The organism is Streptomyces sp. NPDC002076 (assembly GCF_053593835.1).
Genome location: NZ_JBSFDI010000002.1, coordinates 30,533 through 45,542 on the forward strand (window position 1 = coordinate 30,533; position 15,010 = coordinate 45,542).

Below are 15,010 nucleotides of genomic sequence, written 5' to 3' on the forward strand. Positions count from 1 at the left end.
TTTTTTTCGGCACGCGGTTTTCGGGGTTGTTTTTTTTCAATCCCTACTTCCGGGGGGGGGGGGGTGTGGTTGGGGGGGGGGGGGGTGTTGGTGGGGGGGGGGGGGCGCCCCCCCCCCCCCCCCCGCCGCGACCCCCGCCACCTCCTCCGCCCTCCCCACCGACTCCCTCTGGTTCGACGGCGCCCCGCTCACCGTGCAGGGCGGCCGCTTCACCGACGGCCAGGGGCGCGAGATCGTCCTGCGCGGCTACAACGTCTCCGGCGAGACCAAGCTGGAGGAGAACGGCGGCCTGCCCTTCGCCTCCGTAGCCGACGCCCGGAAGTCCGCGGCCGCGCTGCGCGCCCTCGGCGGCGCGAACAGCGTCCGCTTCCTGTTCTCCTGGGCGCACGCCGAACCCGTGCGAGGCCGGCTGGACACCGGCTACCTGGCCGCCGTCACCGAGCAGTTGCGCGCTCTCCTGGACGCGGGCATCCGCGTCTTCCCCGACTTCCACCAGGACCTGTACTCCCGCCACCTGTTCAACAGCGGAAGCTGGTACACGGGCGACGGCGCGCCCAAGTGGGCGGTGGACACGGGGAGTTATCCGGCCGAGTCGTGCGGCATCTGCCTCTTCTGGGGCCAGAACATCACCCAGAACGCCGCCGTGCAGCAGGCGCAGTACGACTTCTGGCACAACACCTACGGCCTTCAGGACGCCTTCCTCACCACCGCGCAGGCGACCATGACCTACCTCCGACAGCACCTGGACTCCGCAGAGTTCGCGGGCATCGCCGGATTCGACCCGTACAACGAGCCCTATGCCGGCAGTTACGACTCCGGGCAGACCTCCCGCACCTGGGAGAGGGACCTGTTGTGGCCGTTCTACGAGAAGTTCCGCGCCCGCATGGACGCCGTCGGCTGGCAGGACAAGCCCGCCTTCGTGGAGCCCAACCTGTTCTGGAACGCCAACATCTCCACCCAGAAGCAGGAGGGCGGCCTGCTGGACGCGGGCACGCTCGGCCCGGGTTATGTCTTCAACACCCACTTCTACGACCAGAAGGCCATCTCCGGCATCCTCATGTGGGGCAAGGCGGCCGACGGCCAGTACGCCTCCGACTTCGCGACCGTCCGCGACCGCGCCGCCACCGCCGGCACCGCGGCCGTGGTCAGCGAGTTCGGCCACCCCTTGTCCGGCACGGTCTCCGACAAGGCGCCGACCGTCCTGAAGGCCATGTACCAGGCCCTCGACTCCCGTCGGCCGGGCGCGAGTTGGTGGACGAACCCCGCCGCCTCCGGTCCGGTGCTCTCCGGCACCCAGTGGCAGTGGGACCTCTACAACGGCCGGCACCACGAGCTGATGAACGGCAACCCCGACAAGGTGCGCACCTCCGGCGACGCCTGGAACGACGAGGACCTCTCCGCCGTACGCCTGGACGACTCCGGGAACGTCACCCTGCGCCAGGACGCCCGGCTGCTGGACCGTCTCTACCCGAGCGCCACGGCCGGCACGCCCCTCGCCTTCACCTACGAGGACCGCTCCCGCGACGGCTCCACGACCCTCACCTGGAACCCGGTGCCGTCCTCGCTGCCGAACGTGGCGAAGCTGGTGGGCTCGGGCCGGTACGGGTTGCTGGTGTGGCGCTCCGGCGACGGCAGCGCGCCCACCGAGCTGCACCTGCCGGCGTCCTTCCCCACCGCGTCCACCACCGTCGTCTCCGACCTGGGCACGGCCTGTGCCCCACCCGCCTACACCGGCGCCGCCACCCCGGTCGCCGTCGCCCCCGAGCCGGGCGGCACCGGCAGCCGCCGCCTGCTGCTCACCGACACGGACTCCGGCGCCCTGCACTACGCGCTCGTGACCGACGGGGCCACGGCGCCCTCGGCGGACCTGCTGAGCGCGGCGAAGTCCGAGCTGGACGCGTGGGCGGCGGCGCACTTCTGAGGCCGGGCGAGCAGGAGCCGTACGGCCCCCGGGAGGAGTGGGGTCACCCCGGGAGCCGTACGGCGCTCAACTCCCCGCCGGACCCGTCCAGTCGGCCTGGACGTGCCCCAGCCGGACGCGCTGCGGATGGTCGCCGACCGGCACGGACAGCAGCTTCTGGCCGGTGGCGAAGTCGATGGCCGTGACCTGGTCGGCGCCGGCCTCGGAGATGACGCAGTCCTTGCCGTCGCCGCTCACGGTCGCCCAGTACGGCGTGGCGGCGGTGATCAGCGGGCCGACGTCGAAGGAGGCCCGGTCGACCACGGCGGCGTAGTTGTCCATCGTCCCGGCGACACACAGCTTGGTGCCCTCCGGGTTCATCGAGATGCCGTGGTGGCGCGAGTCCAGCAGCCAGGTGGTGCGGTCCGGGTTCGTCGCCGGGTTCTCCGGCAGGGTCTTCACCCGGGTGATCTTGTCGGCGGCGACGTCGTACTCCAGGAAGCCGTTGAAGAACGACACCTGGAAGTACAGCTTGGACCAGTCGGGGGTGAAGGCGGCGGGCCGGACGGCGTCGGAGAAGTCCTTCAGCCCGATCGCGTCCAGCCGCTGCCGCATATCGATGGTCCTGACCTGCTTGAACGTCGTCGCGTCTACGACGGTGATGTGCCGGTCGCCCTTCGTCCAGTCCCAGCCCGGGTCGTCGAGGGAGGTGGTCACCTCGCCGATGGACATGTTCCAGATGTACTTGCCGCCGTTGGTGAAGAAGTTCTCGTGCGGCTTGTCGCCGGTGTCGAACTCGCCCAGCTCCTTACCGGAGTCGATGTCGAGCACCTGCACCTTGTTCGCGGTCGAGGCGGAGACCGCGACCCGGGTGCCGTCGGGCGAGACCGCCATGTGGTCGGCGCGGTAACCCGCCACCGGGAAGCGCCAGTTGATCCTGTCGGTGGCCAGGTCGATGGACACCACGTCGGCGAAGCTGGGCCGGGAGACGACCACGGACCTGCCGTCGGGCGTGGAGTACATGTCGTCCACGTACTGGTCGTGTCCCTCGCCCACCTGGTTGCGGATGGACGTGTAGTAGATCCACTTGATCGGGTCGGCGTTGATCTCGGCCAGCCGCGCCGCCTTGTCGGGGACGACGTTGATCCGGCCGATCTTCGCGAAGTCGCCGGAGGACTTGATGACATCGGCGGTGCCGTCCCAGTTGTTGCCGACGAACAGCACCTCACGCAGACCGCCGGAGGCGCCGCTCGCGGCGGACGCGGCGGTCGCCGGGCCGGCGACGGTCAGGGCGAGGGCGGCGGCCACGGAGCACAGGTGCCTGGTTCTGGAGGCAGGCATGACTGCTCTCCTTCCTCGGGGGGGTGTGCGGGGATTCTGAACACGGGCGCATTCACAGTGAACTTACTGAAAAGTAAGGAAGGGATGGGCTGCTCGACAAGATGTGTGCACGACAAGATTGGGTGACCGGTGGTGGACGGAGGGGGAACACGTGGCGGGCAGGCTCAAGGCGCCGACGGGCCGCTACGGCGGCAGATCCGCCGAGGAACGGCAGGCCGAGCGGCGCAGGCGGTTCCTGGACGCGGCCCTGGAGCTGTTCGGCGGCACCCCCGGCTACCGGGGCACGACGGTCGCCGCGCTGAGCCAGGCCGCCGGCCTGTCGACCCGCCAGTTCTACGAGGAGTTCCGCACCCTGGAGGACGTCCTCGCCGCGCTGCACCTCCAGGTCAACGGCTGGGCCGAACAGGCGGTGCTGGACGCCCTCGCCACGGCGGACGGCCTGCCGCTGGCCGAGCGGGCAGGCGTGCTCTTCCGGGCCTACGCCCGCGACGTCACCTGCGACCAGCGCCGCATCCGCATCACCTTCGTGGAGATCGTCGGCGTCAGCCCCCGTCTGGAGGAGCAGCGACTGGCCCGCCGGGCCCGCTGGATCGACCTCATCCGCGCCGAGGCGGACGCGGCCGTGGTGCGCGGGGAGGCGGCGCCCCGCGACTACCGTCTCGCCGCGACGGCCTTCATCGGCAGCGTCAACGGCCTGCTGCACGACTGGAGCGCCGGCTGGGTGGACGCCACACTCGACGAGGTGGTCGACGAACTGGTGCGGCTGCTGCTCGGCATGCTCCGGCCGGAGGGCTGGCGGCCCCGGGGCGGATGACCGGGCACGGACGTCCGGACCGCGGGCCGGTGCCGGGCCCGTGGAGCGAGGCCGGCACGGGTCCGCGGGGCTCGACGCGCGCGATCGGCCCGGAGCTGGTGTGCTGGACCGGAGGCCTGTCGTACCCATTCTCCGGAGAAGCGCATGAGTACGTATCGAGTCGCGCAGGTGACCGCTCCGAACGGCACGTTCGAGCTGGTCGAACGAGAGGTGCCCCAGCCCGGGCCGGGCCAGGTGAGGATCGCCGTGGAGGCGTGCGGGGTCTGCCACAGTGACGCCCTCTTCGTGAGCGGCGCACTACCGGGCGTGACGTTCCCCGAGGTGCCCGGGCACGAGATCGCCGGGCATGTCGAGGAACTCGGCCAGGGCGTGCTGGAACGGGGCTGGAAGGTCGGTGACCGGGTGGCGGTCGGCTGGTTCGGCGGCAGCTGCGGGCACTGCAAGCCGTGCCGGCAGGGCGACTTCATCGTGTGTCCGAACCTGAAGGTCCCGGGGTGGGCCTACGACGGAGGCTTCGCCGAGAAGGTGATCGCCCCCGCCGACGCCCTCGCCCGGATCCCGGAAGGCCTGTCGGCGACCGATGCGGGACCCATGGCCTGCGCGGGCGTGACCACGTTCAACGGGCTGCGGCGCAGCTCGGCCCGGCCGGGAGACCTGGTCGCCGTGCTCGGGCTCGGTGGTCTGGGGCACCTGGGGGTGCAGTACGCCGTCGCGATGGGCTTCGAGACCGTGGCGATCGCCCGGGGCGCGGAGAAGGCCGACTTCGCCAAGCGACTGGGCGCCCACCACTACGTCGACAGCACCTCCGGCACGCCGGTCGCCGAGGCGCTGCAGTCCCTCGGCGGCGCCCGGGCCGTCCTGGCCACCGCCGGGAACTCCGACGCCATCACGGCCACCGTGGACGGGCTGGCACCGCGCGGTGAGCTGGTGGTCATCGGAGCCGACACCGCGCCGATGGGCGTCAATCCGGCCCAGCTGCTCATGGCCGCGCGCGTCGTGCGGGGCCACCCGTCCGGCACCTCGCAGGACGTCGAGGACACCATGGCCTTCAGCGCCCTGCACGGCATCCGTCCGACGACCGAGACCGTGCCGCTGGACGCCGCCGGGGAGGCCTACCAGAAGATGCTCGCGGGCAAGGCGCGCTTCCGGATGGTCCTCACCAACGGCTGACCCCTGAGGGCCGGCTCCGGCCGGCTCGTCAGCCGCTGAGCCGCTCCAGTGCCGCGAGTACCGGGGCGGCACCGTCCTCGTCGCGGATGCGGGCGCCCAGCGAGCGCGCCCGCTCCCGGTACGCCCGCTCCCGGGTGGCCCGCACCAGGGCCGGGACCAGCGCGTCCACGGTGAGACGGCGCAGCGGTACGACGCCCGGGGCGACCCCCAGCGCGACCAGCCGGGCGGACCAGAACCCCGCGTCGAACTGGACCGGGACCGGCACGGCCGGCACCCCGGCGCGCAGTCCCGCCGCGGTCGTCCCCGCGCCCGCGTGGTGGACCACCGCGGCCATCCGCGGGAAGAGCAGCGCGTGCGGCACGTCGTCGATGGTCAGCATGTCGTCCCCGGCGGCGGCGAGCCCACCCCAGCCGCGCTGGATCACGCCGCGCAGCCCGGCCCGCCGCAGCGCCGCGACCACCTGGGCGCTGAGCCGGGCCGCGTCCGGCACGGTGGCGCTGCCCAGCCCGACGAAGACCGGCGCCGGGCCCGCTTCGAGGAACTTCCTCACCCTGTCCGGGAGTTGTGTCTCCGCGTCGTACGGCCACCAGTAGCCGCTCACCGTGAGGCCGGCCCGCCAGTCGCGGGGCCTGGGCACCACCAGGGGGCTGAAGCCGTGGTGCACCGGCCAGTGCCGCCGCTCGCGGGCCCGCCGTGCCGCGCCCGTGCGCATCGGGGGCAGTCCGAGCCGGGCGCGCACGTCGGGAACGGTGGCCGCGAACACATGCTCCACGGCGAGGCTCACACCCTGTCCGGCGAGCCGGTTGGCCGGCCCGCCCCAGCGGCCGCCGCCGAGCACCGGAGGCGCGAACTCCCCCGTCGCGGCGAGCGGTTGCAGATAGACGCCCATGCTCGGCACCCGCAGCCCCTCGGCGATCGCATGCCCGAGCGGGGCCAGCGAGGCGGACAGCAGCAGGACCTCGGCGTCCCGGGCCGCGGTGAGCAGATCCTCGGTCATCCGCCCGACCAGCCGCCGCGCCAGGTCCACCACCCGCAGCAGCTTCCCGGCACCGCTGGTACTGCGGTGCAGGCCCCGGCCGCGCGGGGACTCCAGCTCCGCCCGGGGATCGACGGGCAGCGCGTGGAACCGCACACCGGAGCCCGCCACCAGCGGCTCGAAGCGGGCGTGGGTGACCAGGGTGACCTCGTGTCCGGCCCGGGCGAGCCGGCGTCCTAGCCCGGTGTAGGGGGCCACATCGCCCCGGGACCCCGCCGTCATGATCGCAACGCGCACGACGGCCAGTATGGCCGCTTCGCCCCTCGGGAGGGCTCAACGCCCCAACGTCGACGGCAGGTGCACACCTGTGGCACCCGTTGACTTCATCCTCGGCCGGCTCTACGGTCGGCGCGCGACTTGTTCGGGTCACCGGTCCAAATTCGAAATATCGATCAGCGTGGAGTCCGTTCCGCACGCGGAGGCACCGATGCACCCCCCACCCCGTCCGCTCGCCGCAGCCCTCGTACGCCGGTGCCGCACCGCCGCCGTACGCGCGCTCGTCCTGGTCCTCACCGCGGTCGCCGCCCTGCTCTTCGCCCAGCCGGGTCCGGCCCGGGCGGCGACGGCCCGTCAGATCCCGGTGCCCACCGCCCCGATGGGCTGGGCCTCCTGGAACAGGTTCGCCTGATCTGGGACTGCAACGGCCAGGACAACCAGAAGTGGACGGTGAACGCCGACGGCACGATCACCAACGTCCACGCCGGCCTGTGCCTGGATGCGTACAACGCCGGCACCGGCAACGGCACATCGCTGGTGCTGTGGAGCTGCAACGGCGGTGACAACCAGAAGTGGTCCCGGACCTGACCCACGGCGGCCCTACGCGGCGGCGGACACCACCAGCAGGCCCGCCGCCGCGAGCACCGCACACCCCAGCAGCAGACACGCCAGCAGGCGCTGCCGCAGCGCCTGGTACCGCGTCTCGTACGTCCGCCGCAGTTCCTCGGCGCGGTCGGCGGCCCGAGCGGCCAGCCCGCCGTGGCCGCGCCCCGCCCGCTGGCCGTACGTGCCCACTCCACGGCCGTACCGCTGGACCGGATGGCCGAACTGGCCGCCGCGGCCGCCGCGGACGGCTCGCCGGGCCTGCGCAAGGGCACCCATGTGCAGTCCTGGAGCCTCGGCATGAGCGACGACAGGCCGCCGTTGCCCCTCCCCGAGGAGCGCGTGGTGCGGTGGAGCGCGGACGACAGCCACACCGAGGTCGTCGTGGCGACCGACCCGCGCCACCCGGGCCGCCCGGTCCTCACCGACCAGGGCGCCGCGCCGCGCCTGGTGACGGACGGTCAGGTGCTCAGCCGGACCACCTACCCGCCGAGCTGGAGCGACGCCCCGCCCGAGGCGCGCCCCCCGCACGAGCCGGCCGCCCTGCGGGCCTACCTCACCGAGACGGCCCGCACCGGCACCGGATCCCCGACCACGCCCGAACTCCTCGACGCGGTCCAGGAGTTGCTGGACCACTGGACACTCGGTGCCCGGGAGTCCGCCGCGCTCGTCCGGATCCTCGCGGACGCCAAGGGCCTGCGCCCGGCCGGGCAGGTGACGGACCGGCTCGGCCGCCCGGGACAGGCGTACACGTACGACGCCCAGGGCGCGCGGCGCATGCTGATCCTCGATCCACGCACCGGCGCCGTGCTCGGTCTGGAGACCACCTTCACCAGGGATGATCCCCGGTATCGGGTCAAGGCCGGGGACGTGATGGAGTACAGCGCCTGGATGCGCTGACCTCGGTGGACCGGCACGTGGCAGTCTGGGCGCGCGAGCTGGAGTGGCTGGACCCGGTGCGGGAGGCCATCGCCGCCCGGCTGATGATCCTGGCCCGGCACACGGCGCAGGCCCGCCGGGAGGTGCTGGACGCCGACGGCCTGAAGTACTGGCAGTACAAGGTGCTGTTGACGCTGCGCAGGTCCGGACCGCCGTACGAGTGCAGTCCCTCGGGGCTCGCCGAGCGGCTGGGCCTGACCCGGGGCGCGCTGTCGGCCCGGCTCGGGCCGATCGAGGAGGCAGGGCTGATCACGCGCACGCAGGAGACCGGTGACCGCCGGCGCGTACGGGTCCGGCTCACCGAGGCCGGCCACGCCGCCTTCGAAGCACACGCGGCAGCGGAGGACACGGGCGAAGGCGCGCTGCTCTCAGCGCTGACCGAAACAGATCAGCGCACACTGGCGGACCTGCTGCGGAAGCTGGTCCTGGCCGTCGAGGGCGAGCCCGGGGCAGCCGCCCCAGGCTCGCCTGCGCCGAGAAGGTCCAGGTCAGCCGGGAGGTGACCCGGACCCTCGCGAATCTCCTTCCGGCACCTGCCATACCGGGGTGCGCCTACTCGTCCCAGGCCTGGATGATCAACTGGTCGGCAATCTTGCCGTCGCGCAATGTGACCATCGACTCGGCGAGGACGCGGGTACCGTCCCCGTACTGGCAGGACTCACTGAACGCGGCGTGATCGCCCTGGACGACGCACCGGTCCAGCTTGTGTGTCATGTCGCGGCTGTAGATGTCGTCCAGCAACTCGGCGATCTGACCCCGCCCGCGCAGCACGGTGGGGTGGCTGGGCTGGTTGTTGCGGTCGACGATACGGATCTCCGCGTCGTCGGCGTAGAGCGACAGAAGGGTGTTCCCCGTGTTCCCTTCTATTCCCCGGCGCAGTGTCTCGATGTCGAAGGCGGAACCTGTCGCGGTGCCCATGGGTGACCTCCTTCGGGCGCCCGCGGCCCGGCGGGGCGCGGACCGCACGGACCCCCACCCTTCGAGATTCCCCCGGCCCGGCGGCCACGGCAAGCGCAGACGGCGGGCTCCGCCTCACGAGTGAGCGAGGGCCGCCGCCCGTGTCCGGACAGGGTCCGCGGCCGTTGTTGAGAACATGATCTCAACACGACGTATCGTCGCCGCCCTCGGCCTCGCCGCCGGGGTCACGGGCCTTGCCGCACCGCTGGCGAACGCGGCCGGCGCGAGCGCACTGCACCCCGGGCAGATCAACCCCATGGCCGTGCTCGACTCGCTCACCGTCAGCGACATCCCCGCCCAGCACCAGGCGCAGGTCCCCCGGGTCTCCCAGCAGGTGCGCTCGCTGAACCAGGTCAGCCAGCTGAACCGGCTGAACGAACTGCACCAGGTCACCGACCTCGTGGCACCCGTGACGGGCCTGCTGCCGGCCGTCCAGGCCTGACCCGCACGCGGACGCGGGGGGCGCTGGGCACCTGCGCTAGGGCCGTTCCCGGCGGGACGGCCCTCGGTGCCGCACGGCCGCCGGAAGCGGCCCAAGCCGCTGTACGGCCCCGGCGGCGGCCCTCACCCCTGTACGGCCCCGGAGCCGGCGCTCGGCCCCGACCGCAGCGCCGCCCAGTCCCGGGACAGCGCGAAAGCCGAGGCCGTACCGCCCGGGAGGCGGTCCGGGAGACATTCCGGGAGCAGGCGGGTGAGCCCGTCACCCGCGCCCAGTTCCAGCCAGGTGCGGACTCCGTCGCGGTGCAGCCGGCCGACCGCCTCCGCGAAGCGCAGCGGCGCGCGCCGCACCCAGAACTCCGGCTCGGCGGTCTCCGCGCCCACCGGACGGGCGGTGACGTCGGACACCAGGGGGAGGCGTGGCGCACCCGGGTGGAGCGTGGCGAGGGTACGGCCGTAGGCGTCGAGGACGCCGTCCAGGCGCGTGGAGTGCGGCTCCGGGTCCGCCGGTCCGCCCAGCAGCCGGGCCAGGGTGCCGACCGCGTGGCAGGCGTCCGCCAGTGAGAAGACGCCCGCGGCATACGCGGCGGCCATCCGCCCGGCCGCCTGCCCGAACACCACGTCCGGCAGGACGCCCCAGCTGCGCAGCAACCGGTACTGCGCCACCTGGAGCGCGAAGACCGCGGGCCCGGCGAACGACTCCCGCTCCAGCAGCGCGGCCGTACGCGTGCCGTCGTCCGCGAACATCACGGATTTCAGCGGGAGTTCGAGATACGGATCGAGGCGCCCGCAGAGGTCGTCCAGCGCGTCGGCGAACACCGGGAAGGCGTCCAGGAGTTCACGTCCTGTTCCGGGCCGCGGCGCGGCCCCGGACGAGAAAAGGAATGCGACACGTCCATTGCCGCCTTCGATGGGCATGCCCCTATTGAGGCACGCCCGGTCCGGTACACACACCAGGCGAACTCATGCACCCTGCAAAATGATTGCCATCATGGAATGACGTTATTCGGTCAAATTCTTACCGGAGAGCGGGGTCATTTCTTACAAAGCGGCACACCGTTCTCGCCGGGCGCCCCCGGCGAGGCGTCCGCCCCGCTACCGATCGGTCGCGCGTAGGGTCGGCTGCGAAGGCATTCGAGGAAGGGGCCGGACCATGGCGCAGGAAGTGCGCGGCGTGATCGCACCAGGAAAGGACGAGCCCGTACGGGTCGAGACGATCGTGGTGCCGGACCCGGGGCCCGGCGAAGCCGTGGTGCGCGTCCAGGCCTGCGGCGTCTGCCATACCGACCTGCACTACAAGCAGGGCGGCATCTCGGACGACTTCCCCTTCCTCCTCGGCCATGAGGCCGCCGGTGTCGTGGAGTCGGTCGGCGAGGGCGTGAGCGATGTGGCACCCGGTGACTTCGTGATCCTGAACTGGCGGGCCGTGTGCGGACAGTGCCGGGCCTGTCTGCGCGGCCGGCCCTGGTACTGCTTCGACACGCACAACGCCAAGCAGAAGATGACCCTGACCGACGGTACGGAGCTCTCGCCCGCACTGGGCATCGGCGCGTTCGCCGAGAAGACGCTCGTCGCCGCCGGACAGTGCACCAAGGTCGACCCGGCCGTCTCCCCGGCGGTCGCCGGCCTGCTGGGCTGCGGGATCATGGCCGGCATCGGCGCCGCCCTCAACACCGGCGGCGTCGGCCGGGGCGACTCCGTCGCCGTCATCGGGTGCGGCGGGGTCGGCGACGCCGCCATCGCCGGATCCCGCCTCGCCGGCGCGGCGAAGATCATCGCCGTGGACATCGACGGCCGCAAGCTCGACAAGGCCCGAACCTTGGGCGCCACCCACACCGTCAACTCCGGCGAGACCGACCCGGTCGCGGCGATCCGCGAGCTGACCGGCGGCTTCGGCGCCGACGTCGTCATCGAGGCCGTCGGCCGCCCCGAGACCTACCAGCAGGCCTTCTACGCCCGGGACCTTGCCGGCACCGTCGTCCTCGTGGGCGTCCCCACCCCCGAGATGAGGCTCGAACTGCCCCTGCTGGACGTGTTCGGCCGCGGTGGCGCCCTGAAGTCCAGCTGGTACGGCGACTGCCTGCCCTCCCGTGACTTCCCCATGCTCATCGACCTGCACCTGCAGGGCCGGCTGCCGCTCGACGCGTTCGTCACCGAGACGATCCAACTGGACGAGGTCGAGAAGGCCTTCGAGCGGATGCACCACGGCGACGTGCTGCGATCGGTGGTGGTCCTCTGATGACCGTACGCATCGAACGCCTCGTCACCTCCGGGCAGTTCACCCTGGACGGCGGCACCTGGGACGTCGAGAACAACGTGTGGATCGTCGGCGACGAGCGGGAGGTGATCGTCATCGACGCCGCCCATGACGCCGAGGCCATCGCCCGCGCCGTCGACGACCGGCGCCTGATCGCCATCGTGTGCACCCATGCCCACAACGACCACATCAACGCCGCCCCGGCCCTCGCCGACCTGACGGGCGCCACCATCTGGCTGCACCCCGACGACCTGCCGCTGTGGAAGACGACCCACCCGCACCGCGACCCCGACCGGCACCTCCTGGACGGCCAGGTCATCGAGGCGGCCGGCGCCGACCTGACCGTGCTGCACACCCCGGGGCACGCCCTCGGCGCCGTCTGCCTGTACGACCCCGGCCTCGGCACCGTCTTCACCGGGGACACCCTCTTCCACGGCGGCCCGGGCGCCACCGGACGCACCTACTCGCACTTTCCGACGATCATCGACTCCATCCGCGACAAACTCCTCACCCTCCCACCCGAGACCAAGGTCCTCACGGGCCACGGCGACGCCACCACGATCGGCGCCGAGGCACCGCACCTGGACGAATGGATCCGGCGCGGACACTGAGCCCACGCCGGCAATACCGACAGAAGGTGTCCGGTTTCCCGTGACAGTGGACGGCGCCGGCAGTCGAAAGCAGCCACGGGAGGCCGGACACGCGCGCCACCGTCCACGTCACCGGCCGCGGCACCCGCGAGCACCGCTCGGAGCACGACCGCCCCGAGACCATCGAGGAACCGCCGACCTGCTCACCGCGGCCGGCGGACACCGCCGTCGTCGCCGACCATCTGGACCCGCTCGGTCCGCGCGGCGCCGCCGCCGTCGCCCCGACCCCGGGCCGGCTGCGCGCGGAGCACATGCGCCACCTGTTCGGCGTCCGAGAGGACAACTGGCGCGACGCCCTCGACCTCGACGGCAGCCGGCCCGACGGCCGGCGGTACCTGGTCGAGGTGCAGGACGCGGGCAAGCCGGCCGACGTCACCGGATACCGTGAAAGGGCACGCGCCGGGCCGTACGGTCAGCCCATGACCGATCACACCCGCTTCTCAGGACACGGAGTTCTCGTCACCGGCGCGGCCCGCGGCATCGGCGCCGCCGTCGCGCGGAGGCTCGCCGAGGAGGGCGGGCAGGTCCTGGTCACCGACCGGGACCTGCCCGAGGCCGAACGGACCGCCGTCGGCTTGCGCCAACAGGGCCTGGCCGCCGAGGCGTTGGCGGTCGACATCGCCGACCGCGGCTCGGTGGAGACGGCCGTCGCCCACGCCGTCGCCGCGTTCGGCTCACTCGACGTGCTGGTCAACTGCGCCGCCCACTGCACCCCGGACGCCCCGCTCTTCGAGGACGAGTCCGACGAGGCATGGGCCCAGGACCTCGACGTCACCCTCACCGGCGCCTACCGCTGCTGCCGCGCCGCCCTGCCCCACCTCGCCGCCTCCGGACGCGGCGCGATCGTCGGCATCGGCTCCGTCAACGGGCAGCAGGACTTCGGCAACCACGCCTACAGCGCCGCCAAGGCCGGCCTCGGCTCGCTCACCCGCACCCTCGCCGGGCACGCGGCGGGCCGGGGCGTGCGGGTGAACCTCGTGGTGCCGGGCACCGTCCGCACCTCGGCGTGGGAGGGCCGAGACGACGAACTCGCCGCGGTCCGCTCGCTCTACCCGCTCGGCCGGGTCGGCGAACCCGAGGACATCGCCGCCGCGGTCGCCTTCCTGGCTTCCCGCGACGCCGCCTGGATCACCGGCACCACCCTGGTGGTCGACGGCGGACTCACCGCGGTGAACACCGGCTTCCGCGCGGCACTGCGGCACCCCTGAGCACCCTGACCGTCAGCCCGAGGCCGCCGCCAGCACCTGAAGCACCCGCTCGGTGTCGGCCTCGGTGGTGCGCCAGTTGCTGAACGCGGCCCGCAGCCCGGGCACCCCGCCGTACACCGTCGGCGTCACATACGCCTGACCCGAATCGGCGACCGCCCGGGCCAGCGCGTCGACCCGCTCCTGCGTGGGGTCCTCGGCGAGGGTGAAACACACGACGTTCAGCCGGACCGGTGCCAGCAGCCTCAGGCCCGGCAGCGCGTCGATGCCCGCGCCGAGCCGGCGCGCCAGGGTCACGTTCCGTTCGACGATCTCGCGATGCCCGGCGCGTCCGTAGGCCACCAGCGAGAACCACGCGGGCAGGGCGCGCAGCCGCCGGGAGTTCTCCGGGGTCAGATGCAGGAAGTCGGGCTCGCCGGCGGGCAGGCCGAGATAGGGGGAGGCGTTGTGGAACACCCTCACCTGAAGGTCGCGGCGGCGGGTGAACTGCACGGCCGCGTCGTAGGGGACGTTGAGCCACTTGTGCAGGTCCACGCAGACCGAGTCGGCCGCGTCGAGACCGTCGACCAGCGCGGCGTACTCGGGGGAGAGCGCGGCGAAGCCGCCGAACGCCGCGTCCACGTGCAGCCAGAAGCCGTACCGCTCCTTCAGGGCGGCGATCGCCTGCAGATCGTCGAAGTCGACGGTGTTCACGGTGCCCGCGTTCGCCACGACGATCGCCGGCCGGCCGTCCAGGTCCGTGAGGGCCGACTCCAGCGCGGCCACGTCCAGGGCCTCCCGGTTGCCGGGCAGCAGCGGCACCTTGCGCAGCCGGTCGCGGCCCAGCCCCAGCACCGACATCGCCTTGGTCACGCTGGAGTGCGGGCTGCCGGAGAGCACCTCGACCGGGCCGAGCGCCGCCGCGCCCTCCCGCGAGACGTCCACACCGAGCCGCTCGCCGAGCCACTCCCGGCCGATCGCCAGCCCGACCGTGTTGGAGGCGGTCGCCCCGGTCACGAACGCCCCGCTGTGCGCCTCGCCCAGCCCGAACAGCTCCCGCAACCAGGCCACCGTCTCCCGCTCCAGCTCCTGCGCCCAGGAACCGCCCGCCCCGGACAGGTTCTGGTCGAACGCCGAGGTCAGCCAGTCCCCGGCCACCGACGCGGGGGTCGCGCCACCGGTGACGAAGCCCAGGTAGCGGGGGCCGGCGGAGCCGGAGAACCCAGGCGCCCACCGCTCGGCGAACCGTGCGAGCGCCGCTTCCCCACCGGCGCCGTCGTCCGGGAGCGGAGCCCGCGCGGGCGCCGGGCCGGGCGCGGCGACCGGCCGCTCGGCCAGCCCCGCCGCCTCGCGGACGGCGACATCGCGGGCGGACTGCAGGAGTTCGGGGAGCCGGGAGAGATCGTCGGCGAGGGTGGGGTGCATGTGCCGCAGCGTAGAGGGGCGGGGCAGCCGCGGACCCGGTCCAATTCCGGGGAACTGGACTGGACGGGAGCGCGCAGCTA

The 15,010-nt window shown here is 72.8% G+C and carries 16 protein-coding genes and 1 pseudogene; 11 read left to right on the plus strand and 6 right to left on the minus strand.

Annotated features, from left to right (window positions below; translation table 11 throughout):
* The first annotated feature begins 193 nt into the window (after window positions 1–193).
* Complete coding sequence (locus ACWCQS_RS04360) at window positions 194–1,921, plus strand: cellulase family glycosylhydrolase (protein WP_451003049.1); 1,728 nt, start codon at window positions 194–196, stop codon at window positions 1,919–1,921.
* 66 nt (window positions 1,922–1,987) lie between these two features.
* On the opposite strand, the gene ACWCQS_RS04365 is transcribed toward ACWCQS_RS04360, so the two are convergent.
* The gene (locus ACWCQS_RS04365) at window positions 1,988–3,241 is read right to left on the minus strand and encodes a YncE family protein (RefSeq protein WP_451003050.1); all 1,254 of its coding nucleotides are present in this window, start codon (window positions 3,239–3,241) and stop codon (window positions 1,988–1,990) included.
* A 151-nt stretch (window positions 3,242–3,392) separates the two neighbouring features.
* Here ACWCQS_RS04365 and ACWCQS_RS04370 point away from each other — a divergent pair, with 151 nt between their 5' ends.
* Together ACWCQS_RS04370 and ACWCQS_RS04375 are read left to right on the plus strand one after the other, a co-directional pair.
* The gene (locus ACWCQS_RS04370; RefSeq protein ID WP_451003051.1) at window positions 3,393–4,055 is read left to right on the plus strand and encodes a TetR/AcrR family transcriptional regulator; all 663 of its coding nucleotides are present in this window, start codon (window positions 3,393–3,395) and stop codon (window positions 4,053–4,055) included.
* Window positions 4,056–4,199: 144 nt separating this feature from the next.
* The gene (locus ACWCQS_RS04375; RefSeq protein ID WP_451003052.1) at window positions 4,200–5,225 is read left to right on the plus strand and encodes an alcohol dehydrogenase; all 1,026 of its coding nucleotides are present in this window, start codon (window positions 4,200–4,202) and stop codon (window positions 5,223–5,225) included.
* A 28-nt stretch (window positions 5,226–5,253) separates the two neighbouring features.
* Here ACWCQS_RS04375 and ACWCQS_RS04380 read toward each other — a convergent pair whose 3' ends face one another.
* Entirely contained in the window at window positions 5,254–6,483 is a 1,230-nt protein-coding gene (locus ACWCQS_RS04380; RefSeq protein ID WP_451003501.1) for a glycosyltransferase, read from the minus strand.
* Between the two features lie 205 nt (window positions 6,484–6,688).
* Here ACWCQS_RS04380 and ACWCQS_RS04385 point away from each other — a divergent pair, with 205 nt between their 5' ends.
* Together ACWCQS_RS04385 and ACWCQS_RS04390 are read left to right on the plus strand one after the other, a co-directional pair.
* Window positions 6,689–6,889 (plus strand): hypothetical protein, encoded by a 201-nt coding sequence (locus tag ACWCQS_RS04385; RefSeq protein ID WP_451003531.1) that lies wholly within the window; start codon window positions 6,689–6,691, stop codon window positions 6,887–6,889.
* Window positions 6,886–7,065: pseudogene (locus ACWCQS_RS04390) on the plus strand (ricin-type beta-trefoil lectin domain protein); the annotation flags it as partial. The gene ACWCQS_RS04385 and the pseudogene ACWCQS_RS04390, both read left to right, overlap by 4 nt.
* A gap of 12 nt (window positions 7,066–7,077) precedes the next feature.
* On the opposite strand, the gene ACWCQS_RS04395 reads toward ACWCQS_RS04390, so the two are convergent.
* Window positions 7,078–7,272, minus strand: a complete 195-nt coding sequence (locus ACWCQS_RS04395; protein WP_451003053.1) for a hypothetical protein — start codon at window positions 7,270–7,272, stop codon at window positions 7,078–7,080.
* Between ACWCQS_RS04395 and ACWCQS_RS04400 the strand changes: the two genes are divergently transcribed.
* Window positions 7,237–7,980 (plus strand): CU044_5270 family protein, encoded by a 744-nt coding sequence (locus tag ACWCQS_RS04400; RefSeq protein ID WP_451003054.1) that lies wholly within the window; start codon window positions 7,237–7,239, stop codon window positions 7,978–7,980. The genes ACWCQS_RS04395 and ACWCQS_RS04400 overlap by 36 nt on opposite strands.
* A gap of 17 nt (window positions 7,981–7,997) precedes the next feature.
* The gene (locus ACWCQS_RS04405) at window positions 7,998–8,522 is read left to right on the plus strand and encodes a MarR family winged helix-turn-helix transcriptional regulator (protein WP_451003055.1); all 525 of its coding nucleotides are present in this window, start codon (window positions 7,998–8,000) and stop codon (window positions 8,520–8,522) included.
* Window positions 8,523–8,571: 49 nt separating this feature from the next.
* Here the strand turns inward: ACWCQS_RS04405 and ACWCQS_RS04410 are convergent, their stop codons facing one another.
* Window positions 8,572–8,937, minus strand: a complete 366-nt coding sequence (locus tag ACWCQS_RS04410; RefSeq protein ID WP_228618327.1) for a nuclear transport factor 2 family protein — start codon at window positions 8,935–8,937, stop codon at window positions 8,572–8,574.
* Between the two features lie 175 nt (window positions 8,938–9,112).
* Between ACWCQS_RS04410 and ACWCQS_RS04415 the strand changes: the two genes are divergently transcribed.
* Complete coding sequence (locus tag ACWCQS_RS04415) at window positions 9,113–9,418, plus strand: hypothetical protein (RefSeq protein WP_451003056.1); 306 nt, start codon at window positions 9,113–9,115, stop codon at window positions 9,416–9,418.
* 122 nt (window positions 9,419–9,540) lie between these two features.
* On the opposite strand, the gene ACWCQS_RS04420 is transcribed toward ACWCQS_RS04415, so the two are convergent.
* The gene (locus tag ACWCQS_RS04420) at window positions 9,541–10,332 is read right to left on the minus strand and encodes an acyltransferase domain-containing protein (protein ID WP_451003057.1); all 792 of its coding nucleotides are present in this window, start codon (window positions 10,330–10,332) and stop codon (window positions 9,541–9,543) included.
* Window positions 10,333–10,567: 235 nt separating this feature from the next.
* On the opposite strand from ACWCQS_RS04420, the gene ACWCQS_RS04425 reads away from it, so the two are divergent.
* The 3 genes from ACWCQS_RS04425 to ACWCQS_RS04435 all read left to right on the plus strand — a co-directional run bounded on the left by ACWCQS_RS04425 (window position 10,568) and on the right by ACWCQS_RS04435 (window position 13,529).
* Window positions 10,568–11,653, plus strand: coding sequence for an S-(hydroxymethyl)mycothiol dehydrogenase (locus ACWCQS_RS04425; protein WP_451003058.1), 1,086 nt, complete (start codon window positions 10,568–10,570; stop codon window positions 11,651–11,653).
* Entirely contained in the window at window positions 11,653–12,282 is a 630-nt protein-coding gene (locus tag ACWCQS_RS04430; RefSeq protein WP_451003059.1) for an MBL fold metallo-hydrolase, read from the plus strand. Before ACWCQS_RS04425 ends, ACWCQS_RS04430 begins: the two co-directional genes overlap by 1 nt.
* A 458-nt stretch (window positions 12,283–12,740) precedes the next feature.
* Window positions 12,741–13,529: an SDR family NAD(P)-dependent oxidoreductase gene (locus ACWCQS_RS04435; protein ID WP_451003502.1), complete on the plus strand. Its 789-nt coding sequence runs from the start codon at window positions 12,741–12,743 to the stop codon at window positions 13,527–13,529.
* Window positions 13,530–13,541: 12 nt separating this feature from the next.
* Here ACWCQS_RS04435 and ACWCQS_RS04440 read toward each other — a convergent pair whose 3' ends face one another.
* Entirely contained in the window at window positions 13,542–14,930 is a 1,389-nt protein-coding gene (locus ACWCQS_RS04440; protein WP_451003060.1) for a pyridoxal phosphate-dependent decarboxylase family protein, read from the minus strand.
* Window positions 14,931–15,010 lie beyond the last annotated feature (80 nt).

Bases quoted from the DNA above. Each gene is read 5' to 3' on its own strand.
- ACWCQS_RS04415 (WP_451003056.1), top strand. From the start codon at position 9,113: ATGATCTCAACACGACGTATCGTCGCCGCCCTCGGCCTCGCCGCCGGG.
- ACWCQS_RS04435 (WP_451003502.1), top strand. From the start codon at position 12,741: ATGACCGATCACACCCGCTTCTCAGGACACGGAGTTCTCGTCACCGGC.
- ACWCQS_RS04440 (WP_451003060.1), bottom strand. From the start codon at position 14,930: ATGCACCCCACCCTCGCCGACGATCTCTCCCGGCTCCCCGAACTCCTG.
- ACWCQS_RS04425 (WP_451003058.1), top strand. From the start codon at position 10,568: ATGGCGCAGGAAGTGCGCGGCGTGATCGCACCAGGAAAGGACGAGCCC.
- ACWCQS_RS04410 (WP_228618327.1), bottom strand. From the start codon at position 8,937: ATGGGCACCGCGACAGGTTCCGCCTTCGACATCGAGACACTGCGCCGG.
- ACWCQS_RS04430 (WP_451003059.1), top strand. From the start codon at position 11,653: ATGACCGTACGCATCGAACGCCTCGTCACCTCCGGGCAGTTCACCCTG.
- ACWCQS_RS04365 (WP_451003050.1), bottom strand. From the start codon at position 3,241: ATGCCTGCCTCCAGAACCAGGCACCTGTGCTCCGTGGCCGCCGCCCTC.
- ACWCQS_RS04375 (WP_451003052.1), top strand. From the start codon at position 4,200: ATGAGTACGTATCGAGTCGCGCAGGTGACCGCTCCGAACGGCACGTTC.
- ACWCQS_RS04420 (WP_451003057.1), bottom strand. From the start codon at position 10,332: ATGCCCATCGAAGGCGGCAATGGACGTGTCGCATTCCTTTTCTCGTCC.
- ACWCQS_RS04380 (WP_451003501.1), bottom strand. From the start codon at position 6,483: ATGACGGCGGGGTCCCGGGGCGATGTGGCCCCCTACACCGGGCTAGGA.
- ACWCQS_RS04385 (WP_451003531.1), top strand. From the start codon at position 6,689: ATGCACCCCCCACCCCGTCCGCTCGCCGCAGCCCTCGTACGCCGGTGC.